The sequence below is a fragment of the Natrinema saccharevitans genome (genome assembly GCF_001953745.1).
GTDB lineage: Archaea > Halobacteriota > Halobacteria > Halobacteriales > Natrialbaceae > Natrinema > Natrinema saccharevitans.
In genome coordinates, this window is sequence record NZ_LWLN01000001.1 from 2895568 (window position 1) to 2917825 (window position 22258).

A 22258-nucleotide genomic window follows, 5' to 3' on the forward strand; every position below is an offset into this window, starting at 1 on the left:
ACTCCGTTCGGCCACCCTGTAGATTCTCCGGTGATAACAGTACTGTCGATCGCCATTACCGCTGCGGTTCGCTCGCCACGTACCGGTCGGCGATCAGTTGGACGCTCTTGCTCTCGGAGAGGCGTTGTTTAGACTAGCTATTTCTATCGGTACCGACAGACATGTTACGATTCTCCATCGGTTGCCGGACTAGTGCCTCTAAAAGTAATTGATCTGGTAGTTATGGATTCATATATCAGAAATGATGTCCAATAGCGGTTCGATATCCGTGTTTTTCGCATCGAAATCGGAGTCCGTGACCAGAGAGTCTGCGTTGAGCCACAGTTCTGAATCGACGAGAACACGGCGTCTCCGCCATCGCATTTCGCTTCGAATTCGTTCAGAATTATTCCCACAAACATGACGGTACGCGTCGAGATAAGCATTTCATAGGGGAAGCGTTCGTTTCAGGATCGATAGCTACGTGGAGTCAGTTCGATAATATCGGCCTGATTGTGACCTCATACGGTTCGATATGACCCGACTGGTTCCCAGTTATCAGCTGTCGATCCGCTTTTCGTCGCTACTTATCTATTATCGACTTTGTAACTCGATACAAAATATATGAATTAGATATTATATATAAAATTGGTAGTAATTGATCTGGGACGGCGACACCATCGCAGGTCGCTGTTGATGAACCGCTATCAAGATCAACGACGAGTAGTCTTGGTTGTATGTTGCAATAGACATCGAGACAAAGTTGATTCTCAACGTTGTGTTAGTTGGTCAATATGATACGGACCGGCAGCTGAACTTCTGCAGAAACTCCGCGAAAAAACGATTTTTCCAAGGCAGAGTTTCTCGTCAGTCGATTCGGCTATCGGACTGCCCTCTTTGGGTCGGTTCGAGTGGCCGGATCAACTATGTCGATCGAAACCGCATCGGAAAGTAGCCCCACACTCTCAAAATGAGAGTCACCGCTTCCACAATTTGTGAGTGAGCAGTCGGGCAATCATCCGAGAGAGCCTTGAGCAGTTCAGACACTACTATAACCATCAACGACCGTGTTGAAGTCTCGATTGAAAACCCCAGTCGAGGAGGTACAGAACTAGATAATGCCCAGTTGTCGATACCGAGAGCGGTTACTGAATACACACAAATACAAATTAGGGTGGTATCTGATTTCGGACTGTGCCCACTCCGGTCGTGAGTTTGTTCTTTCATACATGGAATTGTTCCTAGCGCAGTTCTTCGGTTGGTCGGGGCGGATATATTTACATATATATGGGTGTAATAGTAGTGGGTCGAAGCGATGGGGCAGGGAAGACAAATTACCCGTCTGCCGGTTCAACGATTTGGATGGTATACCGAAGACGGCCAATTTCTCCCAAGAAGCGGAAAAGCGACAAATCACGACGCACGATCTTCAGACTACTCGTACCGAGCAAGGGAGGGACAACTATCGATGTCATCGTGGGTTGTCGCTATGCTGAATGGCAGCGATTCTATTATACATGGATTTATAGGGGCTCAAACGTACGGAGAAAATATGACTGGGAGCCAACTTCTGACGACGACCGAAACATCGTTAGCAATAATCGAGGCGATTCAGGAACTCGACGGGGCAACGCCAGCAGAACTCGCGGCGGCACTCGAGTTATCCGAGAGTGCTGTCTACAAACACCTCTATACCCTCGCAAAACACGGCTACGTCACCTCCGAGGGCGACGAATACCGACTCGGGGCGCGGTTCTATCACATCGGGATGTACGTTCGAAACCGCAGCAAAGTATACGAACTGGCGGGCAAGTACGTCATCGAACTCGCCGAGCAATCGAACGAGGAATCCGATTTCGGAATCGAGGAGAATGGGCGCATCGTGACGCTATTTGATTCGGTCGGTAGTTCCGCCAAGCCGAGTTCTCGGCTCAACAACTACGAGTACATGCATACGACGGCCATCGGAAAGGCGATCCTCGCTCGATTGCCGGAGTCACGCATCGACGAAATCGACGACCGGTGGGGCTTCCCGGAACTGACTGAGGAGACGATCACGTCACGAGGGGAACTCGATGCCGAACTCGAGCGCATCCGGGAACGGGGCTACGCGATCAACGATCAAGAGTCGATTCCGGGCAAACGCGTTGCCGGTGTCGTCGCCGAGGGCCCCAATGGGGCCGTCATCGGCGGATTCACCATCTCCGGTCCAGCGTACCGGATCGAAGACGCCGACCTCCACCAGGAATTTCCCGATATCCTGCAGCGAGTCGTCCCGAATTTCGAGACAGAACTGGTCTCACAGGAACTCCTGTAATCGACCCCGAGATCGACGGGAGAGTCGATGATCGATCGATTGTAGCCGCGATACGGGCAAGTTGAATGGTGTACGTATAGATTTTCCAGCGATATCCGTTGAATATCCCGTAGAGAACGGCACTACATGCACCCATCTGCGCGCTCTCCCGATTTTCCTTCAAAAGATTAAAATAGTACAACTCAAACAGTGGGTGTGTATGTCATACGAATCCCTTCCGATTGCGGCACTAGCGCTAGCACCGCCGATTCTCGCGATCGCACTCGCGATGTATACGCGCCAGGTACTCGTGTCGTTGTTCGCCGGGGTATGGATCGGTGCGTTGCTGATCGCCGACTGGAATCCGATCGCAGCAACAGCGCTATCAATGGACTGGATCGTCGAGGTCGTCAGATCACCGTTTGACACCAAGTTTCTGATCCTGATTATGTTCATGGGCGCTGGTGCCGCGTTTATTTACAAGTCAGGCGGGATCATCGCGCTCCAGAACTGGATCGGTCATCGAGTGAACACGGCACGAGACTCGCAGATCCTCACGTGGCTCATTGGGATTTTCATTTTCTTTGACTCGTATACGAGCACCATCGTGACCGGAAACGCGACTCGTGAATTGTCTCAGGAAAACAATACCTCTCGAGAGATGCACGCCTACGTGCTGGACTCGACGACTTCGCCGGTGACGACATTCGGACCCGTCTCGAACTGGATCGGGTACCAGGTATCGATGATCATCGTTGGGTTCGAAGCCGCCCGGTTCACCGCCGAAGAAGTCGGCATCACTGCATTCGGACTCTTCCTTCAGAGCATTCCATGGAACATCTACTGTTTCCTGGCGTTCTTTATGGTCGGGTTCATTTCGATTACGCAGCGATTCTACGGTCCGATGCTGGACGCGGAGTGGCGTTCGCGCAAAGAAAAGAAAACTCGCCGGGACGACGCGACGCCGCTCTCGGACATCACGACCGACGTCGGTGAGCCGAGCGAGAAGAACCCGACGCTGATCAATTTCTTCGCGCCGATTCTGTCGCTGCTGGTCGTCGGACTCGTCTCGATGTGGTGGCTCGGTGGCGGCCACCAGTCCGGTGTCGATATCGCGACTGCGTTCCAGGAAACCGATGTTGCACTCGGTCTCCTATACGGTTCGTTCGCGTTCATGGCCGTCGGCATGCTCGGTGCCGTCGGATTCGGAACCATGGACCTCGAGGAAGCGAGCGATACCGTGATTAGCGGGTTCAAGACGATGATGATCGCGGCCGCGATCATTGTCCTCGCGTGGAGTATCGGTCACGCCGCTGAGCAGGTCGGAACCGCCCAGTATATCGTTGACGTCATGGTCGACAGTAGCATCCCCGGCTCGTTCCTACCGCTGCTGATCTTCCTTGCGGCGATGTTCATCGCATTTACGACGGGAACGTCGTGGGGGACCATGGCTATTCTGACCCCGCTCGCGATTCCGCTTGGCTACGAAATGTCCGGACTGTCGATCCTTCCGGTTCTCATGGGAGTGCTGTTCGGCGGCGCGATCTGGGGTGATCACGTCTCACCGATCAGTGATACCACCGTCATGTCGTCGATCTTCGCCGGTTCGGACCACATCGATCACGTGACGACACAGATTCCGTTCGCCATGACCGCAGCCGGCGTGACGGTCCTAATGTTGCTCCTGTACGCAGTCGGTGTGACGTCGCCGCTGGTGTTACTCCCGCTATCAGTCGTCCTCACTGCGGGCGCTGTCATCGCGCTGAACAAGTTCGATGCTCGCCGCAAGAATCTGCCCGAAGTCATGCCGACTACCGAAGCCATCGACAAGGGTGAAATCGACGTCGACGCGATCGAAAACGGAGGGAAAACCGACGGAACGCGGGTCAACGGACGGTACAGTTTCGTTGAATCGATCCCGCTGACCGCAGTCGGGATCGTTATCGCCTATCTCTGCCTGGTATTCGGGTTTATGACCCTCGGCTTCTAGGGCGAGGATCGGTACGTCCGTCTCAGCGTTTTTAGTGAAGAAAGGAGCGGAAGTGTGTCCAGATACGTCTCGTCAAGGTACCAGAGCCAACACGAACGATTCGTCGAGATACTCTTCGTGCAGTAAACGGCGGGATTCCCTTGCTAAGAAGGGATCGTCGTGGCCAATATCAATCACAATCGATATAGGTTTTGTTCGGGCAGTACGACGTATGTCGACTGTGTACGTCATTGCTACCGGCGGCACGATCGTGAGTACCTCGAGCGACACCGGGACGGTCCCGACCGAGTCAGTACAGGAGTTAGTGCAGGCCTATCCGGAGACGTTCGAACACGTCGATATCGAACTGGAGCAACTCACGCAAGCCCCGAGTTCGGAGTTGACAATCGACGACCTCGAGACACTGAGTAATCGTGTACGAGCCGTCGACGACGATATCGACGGAGTCGTCGTCCTCCACGGGACCGATACGATCGAAGAGACCGCGTACTACCTCGACCTCGTACTCGACGTCGACGTCCCAGTCGTCCTCACTGGCGCACAACGACCGTACGATAGCCGTAGTCCCGACGGGCCGGCGAACATTTACGGAGCCCTCGCGGCAGCGAGTCACGACCACGTTCGGACGGGTGCCTACGTCTTCTTCAACGACCAACTTCACGCAGCGCGACCAGTGACGAAAGAACATAGCAGCAATCCCGACGCGTACGGTTCGGGCAACTACGGACCGGTCGCCGATCGAACACCGGACGGTCTCTGGTTCTACCGTCGACCCAAGAGCCTATCGGTGACACTCCCCACACGAGAGATCACGGCGACCGTCGAGATCGTATCGACATCGACGGACACCGACGGGAGACAGATCAGTCACGCCATCGATCGCGGCGTCGATGGAATCGTCGTCGATGCACTTGGACTCGGAAATGTTCCCGCAAACGTTGCAGATTCCATCGGTGACGCCGTTGATAACGACGTTGTCGTCGTTATTTCGACGCGGTGTCGCAACGGCGTCGTCTCGCCAGTGTACGGTTCCAAAGGCGGTGGCGCAACTCTCGAGGAAGAGGGCGTGCTGTTCGCATCGAACCTTCCGGCCCACAAGGCCCGAATCAAACTCCTGGTCGCTCTGTCACAGCAATCAGGAGATACGGTTTTAGATGCGTTTGATTCCAGCCAAATCGACGGACATGGATATGCGTGACAGAATTTTTCAAAATAGCGATCTGAAGTGATGATCGAAAGCACATGTACTGAGCCAGATAACGACTGGTGGTCGACGACCCCAAGCGAACGCTGGCAAACCCGACCGCGAGTGACGAGGACGCATTCGATGGTCGCAATGATCTGAACTGTAATTGAGCGATAATACACTGGATTCACACATATCATCGTAGCTAGCTCGAGTCGAAACGGTCCCGAATCGTCGACCGAGTCACTGTGAACCACTCGGAGTACAGCGCGGCAGAAGACCGGTATTTAGTGGCAAACGCTGCTAGTCGAGGGAGTATACTACTTCCAATGGGTGCCTCATCCTATTGATCGTATAATTTCAGATGTCATATAGTACCTATTTTTAACCAGAAGACAAGAATTATTGTCATCGACATAAGTCGGCCGCGGGGAGGCGTCGGCGGCTGGCCACTGGGGAGTGATAGGAACGCTTTTGATCGCATCGTCTGTGGGTTCGAACATGCAAATCGCAGTTCTCGGAGCCGGGAGTATGGGACACGGAATCGCACAGGTCTCCGCGACGGCGGGCCACGACATCGTCCTCCGCGACATCGAGGACGACCTCGTCGAGGACGGCCTCGAGGGGATCCGCGAGAACCTCCAGGGCGGGGTCGACCGGGACAAGCTCACCGAATCGGAGATGGAGGCGGCCTTAGAGCGAATCGAGGGAACGACCGACCTCGAGGCGGCGGTCGAAGACGCCGATCTGGTCGTCGAGGCGGTGCCGGAGGACATGGACCTCAAGCAGCGGGTGTTCTCGGACGTCGAGGACGCGACCGGCGAGGACACGATCATCGCGTCGAACACCTCCTCGCTGTCGGTGACCGAGATGGCAAGCGCCCTCGAGAAGCCGGAACGGGCGGTCGGCCTGCACTTTTTCAACCCGCCGCACATCATGGACCTCGTCGAGATCGTCATCGCCGAGCAGACCGACGAACGGACCGAGGAGGTCGCCGTCGACTACGTCCGTGGGATCGAGAAAGAGGACGTGGTCGTCCGGGACACGGCCGGCTTCGCGACCTCGCGGCTCGGCCTCGCACTGGGCCTCGAGGCGATCCGGATGGTCGAACAGGGCGTCGCGAGCCCGGCGGACATCGACGAGGGGATGGAGATCGGCTACGGCCACCCGATGGGCCCGCTCGAGTTGACCGACCACGTCGGGCTGGACGTCCGTCTGCACATCGCCGAACACCTCCGCGAGGAACTCGGCGAGCGGTTCAAGCCGCCCCAATCCCTGCGCCGGAAGGTCCGAGCGGGCAACCTCGGCAAGAAGACCGGCGAGGGCTACTACGTCTGGGAGGACGGCGAGCGCGTCGGCACGAGCGGCGACTGGGACGAGTAACGGCGATCGGACGGCCGCGGTGTGCGGGCCGCAGTGGTCGCCGCTCGAGCGCGCCCGGATCCCCAACCAGTTAGGCAGATCGCTTGTTGCGGTGTCGCCCGTACGTGGAAGTACCGTCCGTGAGATCGGACGGCGGCCCCGGGGGCGCACGTGGGAAAACGACGGGGCCACTTTTCGACTCGGTCACCACTCCCGGTACCTCTCTCCCAGGTGCGGGCCGGACGGTTCGAGAGCCGCCGTCCGGCCGCTTCCCATCGACTCGTGACCTGCAGTTTCGCCATCGAGCCACGGTACTGTCGCCAATGCGGGCGCTTTTGGCCGTGCCTGTGCAAAGAGACCGTATGTTCCTCGAGCCGAGCGCTGACCCGGCCGCCGACCGGCGCGCGAACTACGACTACCGGAGCGACGATGTCGACCGGCCGGCGCTGGTCGCGGACCTCGAGGCGCTCGTCGACTGCGACGTGCGGGCCGACTCCTACTCCCGGGAGCTGTACGCGACCGACGCGAGCCCCTACGAGGTGACCCCGATCGCGGTCGCCTTCCCCGAGTCGACGGCCGACGTGTCGGGGATCCTCGAGTACTGCGCGGCACGCGAGATTCCGGTCCTCCCGCGGGGCGGGGGGACGAGCCTCGCCGGCCAGGCAGTCAACCGGGCCGTCGTGCTCGACTTCACGCGACACATGGACGAGATCCGCGAGATCGATCCCGAGGCCCGGACCGCGACGGTCCAGCCGGGGACGATCCTCGGGACGCTGAACGAGGCGCTTTCCCCCCACGATCTCAAGTTCGCCCCCGACCCCGCGTGGGGCGACAAGAGCGCCATCGGCGGCGCGATCGGAAACAACTCGACGGGCGCTCACTCGCTGCAGTACGGCAAGACCGACGCCTATATCGAGGACGTCGAAGCGGTCCTCGCCGACGGTACCGTCACGCAGTTCGGCGAAGTGACCCTCGAGGAGATCGGCGAGCGAGCGGACCCCGACGGCGACCTCGAAGCCCGGATCTACGCCGAGGTCGAGCGGATCCTCGCGGACGAGGCCGACCTGATCGCGGAGGCCTATCCGGACCTCAAGCGTAACGTCTCGGGCTACAACCTGGATCGGCTCGTCGCGGAGGCCCGCGGCGACGAGCTACCCGGTGGCGAGGACGCGGGCGAGCCGGGCACCGTCAACCTCGCGCGGCTGCTGGCCGGCAGCGAGGGTACCCTGGCGATCGTCTCCGAGGCGACGGTCTCGCTCGAGCCGGTCCCCGAGACCAAGGCCGTCTCCCTGCTTTGCTACCGCGACCTCCACGAGGCGATGGAAGACGTCGAGCCGATCCTCGCACACGACCCCGCGGCGGTCGAGGTGTTGGACGACGTATTACTCGACCTCGCTCGCGACACCGCGGAGTTCGGCCCCGTCACCGAGATCCTCCCCGAGGGGACCAACGCCGTCCTGCTCGTGGAGTTCTACGCCGCGGACACGGACCACGGCGAGGAGCAGGTCGCGGGTCTGCTGGCCGACCGCGTTCCGTCGACGACGACGGCGGGAGAGCCGGCCGACGCCGCACCGGAAAGCGACGCCGAGCCCCTCGCGCTCGCGGCGCTCGAGGCCTACGACGACGACGAGCGCGCCAAACTGTGGAAGCTCCGCAAGTCCGGGCTCCCGATCCTGCTCTCGCGGACGACCGACGCGAAACACATCTCGTTCATCGAAGACACCGCGGTCCCACCCGCGAGGCTCCCCGAGTTCGTCGAGCGCTTCGAGGCGATCCTCGAGGCCCACGACACCTACGCGAGCTTCTACGCCCACGCCGGGCCCGGCGTGCTTCACGTCCGGCCGCTGGTAAACACCAAGACCGAGGTGGGCCTCGAGCAGTTCCACGGTATCGCCGACGACGTGACGGATCTCGTCGTCGAGTTAGGTGGCTCCGTCTCGGGCGAACACGGCGACGGCCGCGCCCGCACTCAGTGGAACCACAAGCGCTACGGTGACGATCTCTGGGAGACGTTCCGGAACCTCAAGACGGCGTTCGACCCCGACTGGATCCTGAATCCGGGCCAGGTCGTCTTCCGCGAGGCGGAGCCGACCGACCTCCGGGAGAACCTGCGGTTCGATCCCGATTACGAGTTCGACGCCGGCTTCGAGCCGACCCTCGAATGGGACGACGACAACGGGATGCAGGGGATGGTCGAACTCTGTCACGGCTGTGGCGGCTGTCGGGGCGAGCAGTCGACGACCGGCGGCGTGATGTGTCCGACCTACCGCGCGAGTCACGAGGAGGTTACGGCCACCCGCGGCCGGGCCAACGCGCTTCGACAGGCGATGAGCGGCGACCTCGATCCGGACGGTGCGGTCTCCGACGAGTTCGTCGAGGAGGTGATGGACCTCTGTATCGGCTGCAAGGGCTGTGCCATCGACTGCCCCAGCGAGGTCGACATGGCGAAGCTCAAAGCCGAGGTCACCCACGCGTACCACCAGCGAAACGGCGCGAGCATCCGCGATCGGCTCTTCGCCAACGTCGCGACCCTCTCGAAGTGGGGGAGCCGGCTCGCGCCGCTGTCGAACGTCTTCCCGAAGCTTCCGGGTACTCGGACGGCCCTCGAGGCGACCCTCGGAATCGATTCCGACCGGCCGCTGCCGACGTTTCACGCGAAGACGTTCCGGGACTGGTTCCACGAGCGAGGCGGCGCGAGAATCAGCGAGCGCAGCGCGACCCGCAAGGCCGTCCTCTACCCCGACGCCTACACCAACTACAGCCACCCCGAGGCCGGGAAGGCGGCCGTCCGCGTCCTCGAGGCCGCGGGCGTCCACGTCGCGGTCCCCGACGACGTCGGCGACACTGGCCGGCCGGCGTTCTCGAAGGGGTTTCTCGAGAAAGCGAGGGACGCGGCGCGGGCGAACGTCGACGCGCTCGAGCCGCGAGTCGCCGACGGCTGGGACGTGGTCGTCGTCGAGCCCTCCGACGCGGTCATGTTCCAGTCCGATTACCGCGATCTGCTCGGCTCGGACGCCGCCGAGCGGCTGGCGGGCGGTACGTACGGCGTCTGCGAGTACCTCGATACCTTCCGGCTGGACGAGGCGATCGCGTTCGACGAACGGGCGACCACCGACGAGTTGGTCTATCACGGCCACTGTCACCAGAAGTCGGTCGCGAAAGACCACCACGCCGTCGGCGTCCTTCGCCGGGCGGGCTACGCCGTCGACCCGCTCGATTCGGGCTGTTGCGGGATGGCCGGCAGCTTCGGCTACGAGTCCGAACACGCGTCGATGAGCGACGCCATCGCCGACATCCTCTACGAGCAAGTCGAGGACAGTCCCGGAGATCGGGTCGTCGCTCCCGGCGCGTCCTGTCGCACGCAACTCGAGAACCGGCCGGACGCCCCCGCGGAGCCGCCGACGCCGATCGAGGTCGTCGCCGAGGCGCTCGAGTGAGACGGGCCGCCGGAACGGGGTCCCGGTTCGGCCGTCGGGCGGTCGCGGTTGCACCGGAACCGACGTTCAGTAGTCCGTATCCGGGGGGAGTTCAGATCAGTCGTCGGTCCCGGGCGTCCGAGCGAAGTTCTCGAGTGCGCGATCGCCCAGCAGGAGGACGACGATGGCCCCGACGAAGTTGAACACGAGATCCAACGCGGTGTCGCGTTTGCCGTAGGTGACCAGTACCGGTTCGAGCCCGAGGCGCTTTGCCGTCGCGTGGATAACGTACTCGAGAAGTTCCCAGCAGAGGCCAGCGATGGCGACGGCGGCGACGACGCGTGGGCGAGGATCCGCACCGCGACGACGGGCGGCCGCGAAGGCGGCGCTGCCCACGAGCGTCGACGAATGAGCGTGAGTCACGTGATCCCACCACCAGACGTCGTCGTAGGGGCCGAGCATGCCGACGGCGTGGGTGAGCATCGCGCCGTCGACGTACGCGCGTTGCCACGGTCGAAACTCGAGTCCGAAGACGCGCTCGACGACATCGGGGGCGTACGTCGCCGCGAACGCGACGACGGCGTTGACGACCGCGCCCGGATCGCGTCGTCGCACGCCCGCCACGAGTACGGCGACGAGTCCTGCTCGGACGCCGCGTTCGGCCGCTCGCTCTCCGTTCATTACGGAATCGGTTGAAGTACTGACTGATAAAAATGTCGTTCAGTCGTACGGCCCTCGCGTCACAGATACCGCGCGGGGACGTAGGGTCGAACCGACGCCGGGAGGGCGGCGACGAGTCGCTCGGCGACGGTCGCGAGCGGTTTCCGCAACAGGACGTAGACGGCCGACACCGCGACGAGGCCGACCGCGAGGGCAGTCACGGGGCCGTCGCCGAGTGCGACGAGCGGCACGGCCACGACCCCGGCCACGCCGAGGTCTTCGGGCGCGCCGTCGTACCGGACCCACCGCCGCGGGCGCACCCAGCGACCGTGATAGTGGCTGTAGACCGCCCGCTCGGAGGTCCCCTGCCAGGGCCGTAACTCGAGGCCGCTCCCGGCCGCGTCGGCGACGGCGTGGAGCGCCGCGGCCGCGAGACCGACGGCGATCGCGACCGTCAGGGGCGTGGGAACGAGCGCCGCGAGGACGACCGCCGGCACCGTCGCGACGGAGCCGTACACGGGGTAGTGAAGGGTCTTCCGGTGCCCGGTGTAGAGGTCGAGGTCGGGAGCCACCCCGCCGACCAGTCCCGCGAGGAACGCGGCCGGCGCGAGGTCCGGAGCGACCGCCACCAGGGGCAGCGCCAGGGCCAGTCCCAACAGCGCGTGGGTCGTCGCCATCATTGTGACCCTTCGTAAGGGACGAGAAGGGAAATACGTTTCCCGCGCCTCGAGGCGGTCTCGAGCGGCGGTGTCGGCGACGAGAGCGGTCGATGCGCCCGGCTACGTGCCGAGCAGGTCGTCGTAACGCGCGCCGGTCTGTTTGAGCGTCTCGGTCGAGTAGAGCCGCTCGTGGTCGACGGGGAGGTAGTCGGCGGCGAGTTCGTCGATCTTCTCGTCGACGGCTTCGGGATCGCGGCCGTGGATCATCGTGAACAGGTTGTACGGCCAGTCCTGCTCGGGCCGGCGGGGTCGGTGATAGCAGAGGGTGACGTAGGGCAACCCGCCCGCCCGCTCGCCCCACGCGTCGAGGTCGTCGTCGGGAGCGTCCCAGACGACCATGCAGTTGGCGTCAAAGCCCGTGGCGACGTGGTTGATCACGCAGCCGATCCGCTTGATACAGCCGGTCGCGAGCAGGCGTTCGACGGCCGCGAGGACGTCCTCGACGGCGGCGTCGAGCGCCGCGGCGATGTCCCGGTACGGCGTCGCAGAGAGGGGAAAGCCGTCTTGGATCTCGAGCAGGAGATCGGCCTCGAGCGGGGAGAGATCGCCCGTCGCCGACTCGCTGATCCGGGTCGCCGAGGAGTCGGTGCGGTCCTCGAGGGACTCTCGTGCAAAGCGGTCCGCGTTGACGACGGGGAACTCGAGGTCGATGTAGTAGTCGGTCAGCATCGGCAGGTTCAACACCGCACAGCCGGTTCGAGACTCGATCTCGGCGAGGATCTCGTCGCGGGCCTCGCGGGAGCCGGCGGTGACGACGAACCACATGTTCCACTCGTGGTCGCGGGCGTAGTTGTGGTTGACCTGCCGGTACTCGTTGACGACGGCCGCGATCTCGTCGAAGCGATCCTCGGGGGCCTGGATCGCGGCAAGCGTCGAGGAGCCGATCACGGGCGGGTTGAGGACGGCCCCGAACCGGCGGACGATCCCCGCCTCTCGGAGGGCTCGAACGCGGTCGACCGCGGCGGACTCGTCGATCCCGAGGTCGGCACCGACGCGGTCGAACGGGCGCTCCTCGATCGGGAACCCGCTCTGATAGCCGTCGATCAGCGCCGCGTCCACGTCGTCGATGGCGTCGCGCCAGTTCCCCGACAGAGCACTCATTGGTCGTTCTAGGGAGAAGGGGACCGTATCGTTTTCGGGTCGTCTCGGCGGCCGGGAGCGGCGAACGAGCGCCCGCGGAGTCACAGCGCTCGAGCGACGGCGACCCGTCGTTTGACGGCCACGGGAAGACCGGAAACGCGGGATTTTTGCGGTGTCCGTCCGAAGCCCCAGCTATGGCGCAGGCATCCCAAGAGTTCGGCGACTGGCCGTTGAAACGCCTGATGACGGAGGTAGTCGGTTCCGGCCCCAAATCGGCCGACAACATGGACCGCGAGCAGGCTCGCGAGGCCTTCCAGCGGATCCTGGCCGGCGAACCCGACGAGACCACCCTCGGTGCGTTCTGGCTGGCGAACCGCTGGAAGCGCAACAACTCCGAGGAGCTGGCGGCCTACACCGACGTCATGCGCGAGGCGTCGGTCGTCACCGCCGAACCCGAGTGTGATCCGGTCGACTGCGGCGCCAACTACGACGGCAAGGACACCTCCGCCATCCTCGGCGTCGGTGCCGGCGTCGTCGCCGCCGCGGCCGGGACGCCGGTCGTCGTCCACTCCGGGGACCGCGTCCCCTCCCAGAAGGCGACGCCGTACAAACACGTCCTCGAGGAACTCGGTATCCGCACGGCACTCGAGCCGGACGAGAGCGCCGACATGGTCGACGAGACCGGCTTCGGCTTCTACTACCAGCCCGCGTTCAACCCCGGAATCGACGACCTCTTCGACCGCCGCGACGAGATGGGTGTCCGGACGTTCGTCAACACGATCGAGACGGTGGCCAACCCGGCGAACGCGGACGTCCACCTGGGCTCGTTCTACCACCTCGCGTTCGCGCGGAAGATGATCGACCTCATCCGGGAGAGCGAGCGACTCGATTACTCGCGGGCCATCTTCTTCCAGGGGATGGAGGGGTACGACGACATCCGCCCCGGCTACACGAAAGTCGCCGAGTGGAGCAGGGGTGAGGAACTGGACGACTACGAGATCGAGACCGCCGAGTACGGCATGGAGATGGAACGCGAGGACCTCGCCGTCGACGACGTGGCGGCCGACTCCGCGACGATCACTGCCGAGGTGCTTTCCGGCGAGCGCGAGGACCACTTCGCCGACGCCGTCGCGCTCAACGGCGCGTTCCGGATGCACGCCCGCCAGGACGTCGACAGCCTGGACGCGGGCCTCGAGCGGGCCCGCGAGGTCATCGCCGACGGCAGCGCACAGGCCGTCCTCGAGGACCTGCAGGCGTTCTAACCGAACGCCGGGCCGCTCGCCGATCGTTTCGATCCGACAGAGTGAGTCGTCGGGTCGACCTATCGACCGCGTTCGGAAGAGATCACATACCGTAGCAATTACTCGGCTGTATATATCGGCGCCACCGTTAGACGACAACGACTCCCGATTTCGCGCGTGTAACGGCGCGATACGGGTTCGGCTGGCAGCTCTGCCCGTTTGCGACCGATACCAGGTGTTCTGGCGCTATCGCTGAATCGAACCACCTCGAAGGCCGCTGGAGCGGTTTTCTACGTCATCCCGAGAACGCACGGTTGTGTAACCTCTAGTACCTTTTCCGGATATTACCATTTACATTATGTCTTTGACGAGTCGGAAATGCCGCCGCTCGAGGCGATGGCAACCGACGCGGACTCGAGTCGGGACTCGATGGTGCCGGCGGCGGCGCGTGTCTACCAGTGACCCGGGTCGTCCGCCGGTCGCGGTGTGAAACGGGACACCTTTTTGATCGGTGACCGTGACCGTCACCCATGGACGAATCACTCGAGACAGTCCTAGTGGAGTTCGACGAAGACAACGGCATCGGTACGCTGACCATGAACCGGCCGGACGCGCTGAACGCGCTGAGCGCCCAGCTCAGAGACGACATCGTCGCGGGCCTCGAGTTGCTCGAGGCGGAAACCGAGGGCGCGGACGGCGTCGCTCTGCGCGCGGTGGTCCTCGAGGGGGCCGGCGAGAAGGCCTTCTGTGCCGGGGCGGACATCGGCGGCTTCTCCGACGAGTCGGCCGGCGACACCTCGGCCCGGAGCCACTACGACGTCATCCGGGACTTCCCGGCGCCGGTCGTCGCGAAGATCGACGGCTACTGTCTGGGCGGCGGCCTGGAGACCGCGCTGGCCTGTGACTTCCGGCTGGCCAGCGAGAGTTCCACGTTCGGCTTCCCCGAGGTCAACCTCGGCATCCTGCCCGGTGCCGGCGGCGTCCAGTACGTGACGAAGATCGCCGGCCCCGCGGTCGCGAAGGAACTCGCGATGACCGGCGACCACATCTCCGCGGCACGCGCGGGCGAGGAGGGCATCGTCAACCACGTCTACGCCGACGACGAGTTCGACGAGGAGGTCGACGCGTTCGTCACCGATCTGGCGGGCCAGGCACCGCTCGCGATTCAGTCGATCAAGAAATCCGCCGACATGGCCGTCCACAGCGGACTCGAGGAGGGGCTGGCCTACGACCGCTCGCTCTTCCAGGAGCTGCTCAAGACCGAGGACCACGCGGAGGGCGCGGCGGCGTTCGCCGAGGACCGCGAGCCCGAGTTCGAAGGGAAGTAACGGCTTCGGACCGGTAGCTTCCGTTTTACGCCACCCGACGAACCGGCCTGCGGTGGCGCGCGCTGTGTCGCGGTGAGTGACGACCGAACCGCGACGCAACGCTGCGCGAGGGTGTCGCGAGTGTAACGAGCGAATCGGCTGGGATGGATGCGGAGTTTCCAGTTGCCACGATAGCAGCTGTTCCCAGTCGAAGATCGGACGTTGAAGGCGGTTCGATCCGACAACGGAGAGCGTCCTGCTACCGTGGCGGCACGGAATCGCCACGCCCTCCCCAGCCGATTCGCTCGCTCCAACGTCGCTCGCTCATCCCTCGCGCAACGTCGATCCGCGGCTCACCGTCGGCTCGCCGCGGAACGGCGCGCGCCACCACAGACGGATTCGTTACTCCGAAACGAAGAGAGTCTCGAGTGGTGAAAGAGTTGCCTCAGTCCCACTCCTCGCCGATGCCGGCCAGCGAGAACGGGCCGACCGGGAGGTTGTACCCGTCCTCGAGCGCCTTGTCGACCTGTTCTTTCGTGGCGATCCCCTCGTCGACGATCTTCTGGGCTTCCTCGCGCATCGCCGCATGACAGCGATTGGCAAGGAAGCCGTAGGAGCCGGGGTCGTCGTCGATGGTGACACGCGTCTTCCCGAGTTCGTCGACGAGTTGCTCGGCACGCTCGACGACCGCCTCGTCGGTCTCCGGTGCCTGGACGATTTCGACCATGTCCATGACCGCGACCGGGTTAAAAAAGTGCGTCACCGCGACCCGCGAGGGGTCGGAGACGGCGTTGGCGATCGACGTGACGGCAAACCCGCTCGTGTTCGAGTACAGCGGCTGGTCGGCGGTCACCTCGTCCAGATCGCGGAAGACCTGCCCCTTGATCGCCAGATCCTCCGTGACCGCCTCGATGACGAAGTCGGTGCCGTCGGTCGCCGCATCGAGGTCCGTCGTGAACGTCATCCGCTCCAAGACCGCGCCTTTCTCCTCTTCGGAGAGATAGCCGCCCTCGACGGCGTCCTCGAGCCCGTAGTTGCCCGAGATAACGCGCTCACGGGCCTTCTCGGCCAGTTCCTCGTTGATCTCGCGGACACTCACTTCGTAGCCGTTCCGTGCGAGTACCTGTGCGATACCGGCGCCCATGATGCCGCCGCCGACGACGGCAGCGCTCTTTTGTGCCATGTCACCAACCTTCACGAGAATCGACTTAGTTCTTGTCAACCCGGAACCATCGGCAGTGGAGCGACCACGATCCGGTCGCGCCGCCAGCCGCTCTCGGCCGCGGTTGATGGCGACCGAGGACGTCGGCGACGCCGCTGCAGGCAGTGTCAACGTCCAGAAGCTATTTTACCCATGGTATGGTGGGACATTACATGGCAATCGGAGAGTACCGCGACGAACCGGCGAAGATGGACGACATCGAGCGCGCGGTCGCCGCGGCACAGTACCCCGAGGGCGGGCTGGTGGTCGGTCTCGGGCTCGGAATCGTCGTGCCACTGGTTACGGTCCCGGCGCTGCTCGCCGTCGCGCCCGTGCTGGGCGGCGTCGTCGGGTTCGCCCTCGGTCGGCGGATCCGCGACGCCGCGATCCGACGCCGGCGGGCCGATCGAGCCACGGCGGAATGAGCGAGTCCAGCGACGCCGACGCGGCGACGCTCTCCTCGAGCATCGGGATCGTCGGCGTCCTCGCGCTGTTGGTCGGGAACGCGATCTCGGTGCCGATATTCGTCTTGCCGGGGCCGCTGGCGGGGACCGCGGGACCGTCGCTCGTAGTGGCGATCCTCCTCGCGGCGATCCCGGCGTCGTTCGTCGTCCTCTACAACGCCCTACTCGGGTCGGCGATGCCCGTCGCCGGTGGGTTGTACGTCTATATCTCTCGTTTGACTGCGCCGTACTGGGGCTTTCTGGTCCCGTTTACCATCCCGCTGGTCGCGTGGGCGTCTCTGCTCATCACGGCGACCGGCTTCGCGGAGTACACCCGGATCTTCGTCGACGTCCCGTCGACGCCGTTGATCTACGTCCTGCTGGCGTTCGTCCTGCTCGTCAACCTGATCGGGCTCAGGGTGGTCGCGCAGGTCCAGCTCGTCTTCTTCGCCGGGCTCGTGATCGCGCTCCTGACCTTTATCGTCCCCGGCGCGACCGCGGTCGACGCCGCGAACTACGCGCCGTTTGTCCCGGATTACGGCGCGTTCGGGCTCGCGGTGGTCGCCCTGTTCTACCCGTTCCTGGGCTTCGGACTGCTGGTCGAACTGGGCGAGGAGATCGAGAACCCCGGCCGGACGATCCCGCTGGTGCTGGGGCTGGGCATCGGGATCGTCGCCCTGTTTTACGTGGCGCTGATCGTCGTCCTCGTCGGCGTCGTTCCCTACACCGAACTGGGAGCCGAGGCGGACCTCGCGATGGCCGCCACGCGATTTCTTCCGTGGTGGGGCGAGTACGTCGTCGCCGCCGGTGCCGTCTTCGCGGTCGTCACGACCGTGAACACGACGCTTTTGGTCTTCTCCCGGACGCTCATGCGCGCGAGCCGCGACGGCATCCTCCCCGCGTCGCTCGCGCGGATCCATCCGCGGTTCGAGACGCCCCACTACGCCGTCGCGCTGCTCGGACTCCCGCCGTTCCTGCTCGTCCCGATCGCGGACGAGATCGTGGGGCTCTCGGTGTTCATCGGCCTGGCCAGCCTCACCGCGTACTTCTTCTGTGCGATCGGGCTCTGGAACCTGCCCCGGGAGTTCCCCGCCCACTACGCCAACGCCCCGTTCCGACTCCGGCGCTACCGGGGGCTCCTCCTCGCGGTCCTCGGCGGGGCCGTCGCGACCGGCGCGTTCTGGATCGTCACGCTGCTCCAGCGGCCGATCGTCGGCGTCGTCCTCGTGGGCTGGTTCGTCGTCGCCTACGGCTACTACCGCTACCGGCTCGCGAAGACCGACCGGATCGAGACCTACCGGACGATGACCTCCCTCGACCGCCACGAGCGTATCGAGGAGAGCGAGGCGCAACGGGCCTCGGATGACGCGAACGGGGATCCACCGCGAGCGGACGCCGGCGAAGGCGACAGCTGATCGCTCGAGCGGACTCGAGACCGAGTGACAGGGACTGCACATTTAATAGCCGCGACGAGTAGTATGTGATATGGCAACTGAGTACACGCCAACCGAGATGATGGATCGGGAGTCCCGATCGAACCGCTACTACCGCAACGCGGTCGAGCGCCACTGGGACCCCGGCGAGATCGACCTCGAGCGAGACGTCGAGAACCTGCTCGCGTTCATCGAGGAGACGGACGGTTACGACCGGGAATCGTGGTACGGGACCCTCAACGGCATCGCGAAGTTCGGCGCGGGGGAAGACGCCGTCACCGAGGACCTCGCGCCGTTGGGGGCCGTCCTCGACGACATCGACGATCAGCTGTTCCTGACGACCCAGCTATACGAGGAGGCCAAGCACGCGGACTTCTTCGACCGCTACTGGCGGGAGGTCGTCTGGACCGTGGAGGACGAACTCGGCTGGGAGCGATCGAACCCGCGCCACGGGCGGTGGTTCAACGACCCCTACATCGAGCTGTTCGACCGCAACCGGAAAGCGCAGTTCCGACTGCTCGAGGAGGACACGCCCGAAAACAGGGCGACGGCGTACTGTCACTATCACCTCACGGTGGAGGGAATCCTCGCCCAGACTGGCTATTACGGGATGCAGACCTCCTACGGCGGCGAGTTCGAGGGGCTGCCACACCTTCCGGGGCTCGTCCAGGGCTTCACCAAGATCCGCAGCGACGAGGGCCGGCACGTCGGCTTCGGGATGAACCAGCTCAAGAAGCTCATCGCCGAGGGGGTCGACCCCCACCTCATCGAGGAGACCGTCGAGGACCTGCTCCCGCTCGTTCAGGGGATCACCGAGGACGAGCGGTTCCAGCCCGACGACCCCGCCGACCGCCGGGGCCTCGAGTCCGGCAAGCTCGCCGAGTACGCGATCGAGAAACACGCCGACCGGATGCAACAGATCACCGACGCCGCGGCCGACATCCCGGACGTCGACGACCTGGTGGCGCTCGAGGGCGACGACTGAGCGATTCGCGTCCGGTCGTGGCCGCGGGGCCGCGGCCCCGACCGACAGTAGACTTTTGGGACCGGATCGAAACGTGGTACCATGCAGCTCGATTCCGTTCGGATACTCGACCTGTCGCGCCTGTTACCGGGCCCGTACGCGACGCAACTGCTCGCCGACGCGGGCGCCGACGTGATCAAAGTCGAGGACACCGACGCGGGCGACTACGCCCGCTATACGCCGCCGACGACCGAGCGTGACGTCGGCGCGCTGTTCGACGGCGTCAACCGCGGCAAGCGAAGCGTCGCGCTCGACCTGAAATCGGAGGGCGGTCGCGAGGCGTTCTACGACCTCGTCGCCGACGCCGACGTCGTCTTCGAACAGTTCCGCCCCGGCGTCGCCGACCGACTCGAGATCGATTACGAGACGCTCGTCGAGTACAACGAGGAACTGGTCTACTGCTCGCTGTCGGGCTACGGGGGAACCGGCCCGTACGCCCAGCGCGCGGGCCACGACCTCAACTACGTCGGGGTGGCCGGCTTACTCGATATGACCCGCGAGGACGAGGCGGCGGCCCCGCAGCTCCCGGGCTACCAGATCGGCGACCTCGGCGGCGGGCTGTTCGCGGCGTTTTCGATCGTCGGCGGCCTGCTCTCGCGGGAACTGGGCAACGGCGGCGAGTACGTCGACGTGGCCATGACCGACGTGGTCGCCTCCTTCTCGCAGGCGGTCGCCCACGGGGCGCTGACCGGCGACGATCCCCGTCCCGGCGAGACGACACTGACCGGTGGCGTCCCCTGGTACGACGTCTACGAGACCGCCGACGGCCGCTATCTGACGCTGGCGGCCCTCGAGCCGAAGTTCTGGACGGCCTTCTGTGAGGAGGTCGGCCGCGAGGACCTGACGGACCTGCACGGAACGGACGATCCGGCCGAACTCGAAGCCGTCCGCGAGGAACTCGAGTCCCTGTTCGCGACCCGCACGCGGGACGACTGGCTCGCGGAACTGAGCGACGAGACGATGACTGGACCGGTCTGTACGCCCGCCGAGGCGCTCGAGCATCCACAGCTCGAGGCCCGCGGGCTGGTCGAACGACCCGACGACGCGCCGCCGCGGGTCGGTTTCCCCGCGGTCGGATCGGCCCTCCCCGAGCGTCACGACGAGTCGGTGCCCGGCCACGGCGAACACACGGACGAACTGCTCGCCGCAGTGGGGTACGACGAGGCCGATCGGGACGAGCTTCGGGAGGCGGGCGCGATCCTGTGACCAATCACGACGGCGGCGGGCTCACTCCGCGAGCGCGGCGCGTTTGATCTTCCCGCTGGCGGTCTTGGGGAGCGCGTCCAGAAACTCGATCTCGCGGGGGTACTCGTGTTTCGAGAGTTCCGCGCGGGCGAACTCGCGCAGTTCGTCCGCGAGCGCCGCGGCGGGCTCGCGGTCGCCGACGAGCGTGACGTAGGCTTTGACGATCTGGCCGCGCGTCTCGTGGTCCGCCCCGACGACGGCGGCCTCCTCGACCGCCGGATGGTCGAGCAGCGTCTCCTCGACTTCCGCGGGGCCGATCCGGTAGCCCGCCGAGATGATGACGTCGTCGGCCCGGCTGACGTACCAGTAGTAGCCGTCCTCGTCTCGCCGGGCGAGGTCGCCGGTCCGGAGCCAGGGACCGGTGAAGGTCTCGAGGGTCGCCTCGGGACGGCCCCAGTACGCTCCCCGTGCGTCCTCGTCGCGCCTGATCGCGATTTCGCCGATCTCGCCCCGCTCGACCTCGTTGCCGTCGTCGTCCAACAGCGCGACCTCCTCGCCGGGGGTGACCTTCCCCATGCTCCCGGGCCGGACCTCCCAGTCGTCGAACGCGTAGTTGCAGATCACCATCCCGCCCTCGGTGAGCCCGTAGGCGTCCTGGGGCGGCGCGCCCAGTCCGTCCTCGCACCAGGAGACGGTCTCCTCGTCCAGCGACTCGCCGGCCGACAGCAGCACCCGGAGATCGACGTCCCACGCCTCGAGGTCGATCCCGGCGGCCCGGGACTGTCTGAGCGCCGTCGGCGGGATCATCGCGTTGTCGACGTCCCACGCCTCGAGCGTCTCGAAGAACGCGCGGGGGTCGAACTGTCCGCGGTAGCAGCCGATGGCCGTCCCGCGGATGCCGGACATGATCGTGCCCATGGTGAGCCCGTAGGACCACGACGGCGACGCCGCGACCAGGTAGACGTCGTCCGGCCGCAGATCGACGACGTACTCGGTGTAGGCGTAGAGTTCGATCGGGCCGCGGTGGCTCGTCGGCACGCCCTTTGGCGGCCCGGTCGTCCCCGACGTGTACGTCAGCGAGTAGGGGTCGTTCGGATGGGTCTCGACGGCCTCGAACGCGTCGTCACACGCGCGGACGGCGTCGTACTCGTCGACCGTCACGTCGCCCTCGACCGAACCGCCGTCGATCGCGACGACGCGCTCGAGCGCCGACAGGTCGCCGTCGACGGCGTCACAGCCCTCGCTCGTCGTGACGAGTGTCGTCGCGCCCGAGTCCTCGAGGCGGTAGTTCAACGCGTCGGGGCCGAACACCGGCGCGAGCGGCAGGTAGATCCGTCCGGCCTGGATCGTCCCGAAGACGACGGCGTAGAGTTCGAACCGCGTCGGGAGCATCGCGCCGACGCGGTCGCCGCGCTCGGTGTGATCGAGCAGGTAGTTGCTGACCCGGTTCGCGGCCGCCGCGAGGGCCGCGAAGGAATACGTCGCGGTCTCGCCGGTCTCGAAGTCCCGGATGCGAAGGCCGGTCTCGTCGGACTCGGCGTGGCGTCCCAGCGCCTCCTCGGCGACGTTGAGCGACGTCTCGTCGCCGACGTGGGCGTGTTCGTCCCATCCCAGCCCCGGTTCGTACCGGTCGGAGACGGCCTCGTAGACGGTGTCATATGACATGATGAACCACACCACGAATGAGCCTATAATTCTTCGCTCGAGTTGACAGGAGAGTGCGAGCGGAATATATC

Annotated in this window: 16 protein-coding genes and 1 pseudogene; 12 read left to right on the forward strand and 5 right to left on the reverse strand. The window is 64.3% G+C overall.

The genetic code is table 11. The annotated features are described in order from the left end of the window. Positions 1 to 647 precede the first annotated feature (647 nt). The 6 genes and pseudogenes from A6E15_RS21465 to A6E15_RS14810 all read left to right on the forward strand — a co-directional run. Positions 648 to 1094, forward strand: a pseudogene (locus tag A6E15_RS21465) (IS6 family transposase); the annotation flags it as partial. Between the two features lie 437 nt (positions 1095 to 1531). Further along, complete coding sequence (locus A6E15_RS14790; protein WP_076147299.1) at positions 1532 to 2296, forward strand: IclR family transcriptional regulator; 765 nt, start codon at positions 1532 to 1534, stop codon at positions 2294 to 2296. Between the two features lie 199 nt (positions 2297 to 2495). Then, positions 2496 to 4265, forward strand: coding sequence for a Na+/H+ antiporter NhaC family protein (locus tag A6E15_RS14795; protein WP_175607287.1), 1770 nt, complete (start codon positions 2496 to 2498; stop codon positions 4263 to 4265). Between the two features lie 211 nt (positions 4266 to 4476). Continuing rightward, positions 4477 to 5463, forward strand: a complete 987-nt coding sequence (locus A6E15_RS14800; protein ID WP_076147301.1) for an asparaginase — start codon at positions 4477 to 4479, stop codon at positions 5461 to 5463. 489 nt (positions 5464 to 5952) lie between these two features. Further along, positions 5953 to 6834 (forward strand): 3-hydroxyacyl-CoA dehydrogenase family protein, encoded by an 882-nt coding sequence (locus tag A6E15_RS14805; protein WP_076147303.1) that lies wholly within the window; start codon positions 5953 to 5955, stop codon positions 6832 to 6834. A 341-nt stretch (positions 6835 to 7175) separates the two neighbouring features. Next, the gene (locus A6E15_RS14810; RefSeq protein WP_076147305.1) at positions 7176 to 10250 is read left to right on the forward strand and encodes an FAD-binding and (Fe-S)-binding domain-containing protein; all 3075 of its coding nucleotides are present in this window, start codon (positions 7176 to 7178) and stop codon (positions 10248 to 10250) included. 96 nt (positions 10251 to 10346) lie between these two features. On the opposite strand, the gene A6E15_RS14815 is transcribed toward A6E15_RS14810, so the two are convergent. The 3 genes from A6E15_RS14815 to ahbB form a co-directional block, all read right to left on the reverse strand. Further along, complete coding sequence (locus tag A6E15_RS14815; protein WP_076147306.1) at positions 10347 to 10910, reverse strand: hypothetical protein; 564 nt, start codon at positions 10908 to 10910, stop codon at positions 10347 to 10349. 59 nt (positions 10911 to 10969) lie between these two features. Continuing rightward, positions 10970 to 11569 carry a hypothetical protein gene (locus A6E15_RS14820; protein ID WP_084177374.1) on the reverse strand — a complete coding sequence of 200 codons (600 nt, stop codon included), beginning with the start codon at positions 11567 to 11569 and terminating at the stop codon, positions 10970 to 10972. Between the two features lie 99 nt (positions 11570 to 11668). Then, entirely contained in the window at positions 11669 to 12709 is a 1041-nt protein-coding gene (gene ahbB / locus A6E15_RS14825; protein ID WP_076147310.1) for a siroheme decarboxylase subunit beta, read from the reverse strand. Positions 12710 to 12882: 173 nt separating this feature from the next. Here ahbB and A6E15_RS14830 point away from each other — a divergent pair, with 173 nt between their 5' ends. Together A6E15_RS14830 and A6E15_RS14835 are read left to right on the forward strand one after the other, a co-directional pair. Next, positions 12883 to 13950, forward strand: a complete 1068-nt coding sequence (locus A6E15_RS14830) for an anthranilate phosphoribosyltransferase (protein ID WP_076147312.1) — start codon at positions 12883 to 12885, stop codon at positions 13948 to 13950. A 509-nt stretch (positions 13951 to 14459) separates the two neighbouring features. After that, positions 14460 to 15257: an enoyl-CoA hydratase/isomerase family protein gene (locus A6E15_RS14835; protein ID WP_076147314.1), complete on the forward strand. Its 798-nt coding sequence runs from the start codon at positions 14460 to 14462 to the stop codon at positions 15255 to 15257. A 424-nt stretch (positions 15258 to 15681) separates the two neighbouring features. Here the strand turns inward: A6E15_RS14835 and A6E15_RS14840 are convergent, their stop codons facing one another. Continuing rightward, a complete protein-coding gene (locus A6E15_RS14840) occupies positions 15682 to 16419 on the reverse strand; it encodes a 3-hydroxyacyl-CoA dehydrogenase family protein (protein WP_076147316.1) in 738 nt (245 codons plus the stop codon). Positions 16420 to 16610: 191 nt separating this feature from the next. Here A6E15_RS14840 and A6E15_RS14845 point away from each other — a divergent pair, with 191 nt between their 5' ends. From A6E15_RS14845 to A6E15_RS14860, 4 genes are all read left to right on the forward strand, one after another. Next, positions 16611 to 16862, forward strand: a complete 252-nt coding sequence (locus tag A6E15_RS14845; protein ID WP_076148384.1) for a hypothetical protein — start codon at positions 16611 to 16613, stop codon at positions 16860 to 16862. Next, on the forward strand, positions 16859 to 18295 hold the full coding sequence (locus A6E15_RS14850; RefSeq protein WP_076147318.1) for an APC family permease: 1437 nt from the start codon (positions 16859 to 16861) through the stop codon (positions 18293 to 18295). Before A6E15_RS14845 ends, A6E15_RS14850 begins: the two co-directional genes overlap by 4 nt. Positions 18296 to 18365: 70 nt before the next feature. After that, positions 18366 to 19298 (forward strand): ferritin family protein, encoded by a 933-nt coding sequence (locus A6E15_RS14855; RefSeq protein WP_076147320.1) that lies wholly within the window; start codon positions 18366 to 18368, stop codon positions 19296 to 19298. Positions 19299 to 19379: 81 nt separating this feature from the next. Next, on the forward strand, positions 19380 to 20543 hold the full coding sequence (locus A6E15_RS14860) for a CaiB/BaiF CoA transferase family protein (RefSeq protein ID WP_076147322.1): 1164 nt from the start codon (positions 19380 to 19382) through the stop codon (positions 20541 to 20543). A 21-nt stretch (positions 20544 to 20564) separates the two neighbouring features. Here A6E15_RS14860 and A6E15_RS14865 read toward each other — a convergent pair whose 3' ends face one another. Next, positions 20565 to 22187 carry an acyl-CoA synthetase gene (locus tag A6E15_RS14865; protein ID WP_076147324.1) on the reverse strand — a complete coding sequence of 541 codons (1623 nt, stop codon included), beginning with the start codon at positions 22185 to 22187 and terminating at the stop codon, positions 20565 to 20567. Between the last annotated feature and the right edge of the window lie 71 nt (positions 22188 to 22258).

Bases quoted from the DNA above. Each gene is read 5' to 3' on its own strand.
- A6E15_RS14850 (WP_076147318.1), top strand. From the start codon at position 16,859: ATGAGCGAGTCCAGCGACGCCGACGCGGCGACGCTCTCCTCGAGCATC.
- A6E15_RS14815 (WP_076147306.1), bottom strand. From the start codon at position 10,910: ATGAACGGAGAGCGAGCGGCCGAACGCGGCGTCCGAGCAGGACTCGTC.
- A6E15_RS14830 (WP_076147312.1), top strand. From the start codon at position 12,883: ATGGCGCAGGCATCCCAAGAGTTCGGCGACTGGCCGTTGAAACGCCTG.
- A6E15_RS14855 (WP_076147320.1), top strand. From the start codon at position 18,366: ATGGCAACTGAGTACACGCCAACCGAGATGATGGATCGGGAGTCCCGA.
- A6E15_RS14845 (WP_076148384.1), top strand. From the start codon at position 16,611: ATGGCAATCGGAGAGTACCGCGACGAACCGGCGAAGATGGACGACATC.
- A6E15_RS14840 (WP_076147316.1), bottom strand. From the start codon at position 16,419: ATGGCACAAAAGAGCGCTGCCGTCGTCGGCGGCGGCATCATGGGCGCC.
- A6E15_RS14800 (WP_076147301.1), top strand. From the start codon at position 4,477: ATGTCGACTGTGTACGTCATTGCTACCGGCGGCACGATCGTGAGTACC.
- A6E15_RS14795 (WP_175607287.1), top strand. From the start codon at position 2,496: ATGTCATACGAATCCCTTCCGATTGCGGCACTAGCGCTAGCACCGCCG.
- A6E15_RS14805 (WP_076147303.1), top strand. From the start codon at position 5,953: ATGCAAATCGCAGTTCTCGGAGCCGGGAGTATGGGACACGGAATCGCA.
- A6E15_RS14790 (WP_076147299.1), top strand. From the start codon at position 1,532: ATGACTGGGAGCCAACTTCTGACGACGACCGAAACATCGTTAGCAATA.
- A6E15_RS14860 (WP_076147322.1), top strand. From the start codon at position 19,380: ATGCAGCTCGATTCCGTTCGGATACTCGACCTGTCGCGCCTGTTACCG.
- A6E15_RS14810 (WP_076147305.1), top strand. From the start codon at position 7,176: ATGTTCCTCGAGCCGAGCGCTGACCCGGCCGCCGACCGGCGCGCGAAC.
- A6E15_RS14865 (WP_076147324.1), bottom strand. From the start codon at position 22,187: ATGTCATATGACACCGTCTACGAGGCCGTCTCCGACCGGTACGAACCG.
- ahbB (WP_076147310.1), bottom strand. From the start codon at position 12,709: ATGAGTGCTCTGTCGGGGAACTGGCGCGACGCCATCGACGACGTGGAC.
- A6E15_RS14820 (WP_084177374.1), bottom strand. From the start codon at position 11,569: ATGATGGCGACGACCCACGCGCTGTTGGGACTGGCCCTGGCGCTGCCC.
- A6E15_RS14835 (WP_076147314.1), top strand. From the start codon at position 14,460: ATGGACGAATCACTCGAGACAGTCCTAGTGGAGTTCGACGAAGACAAC.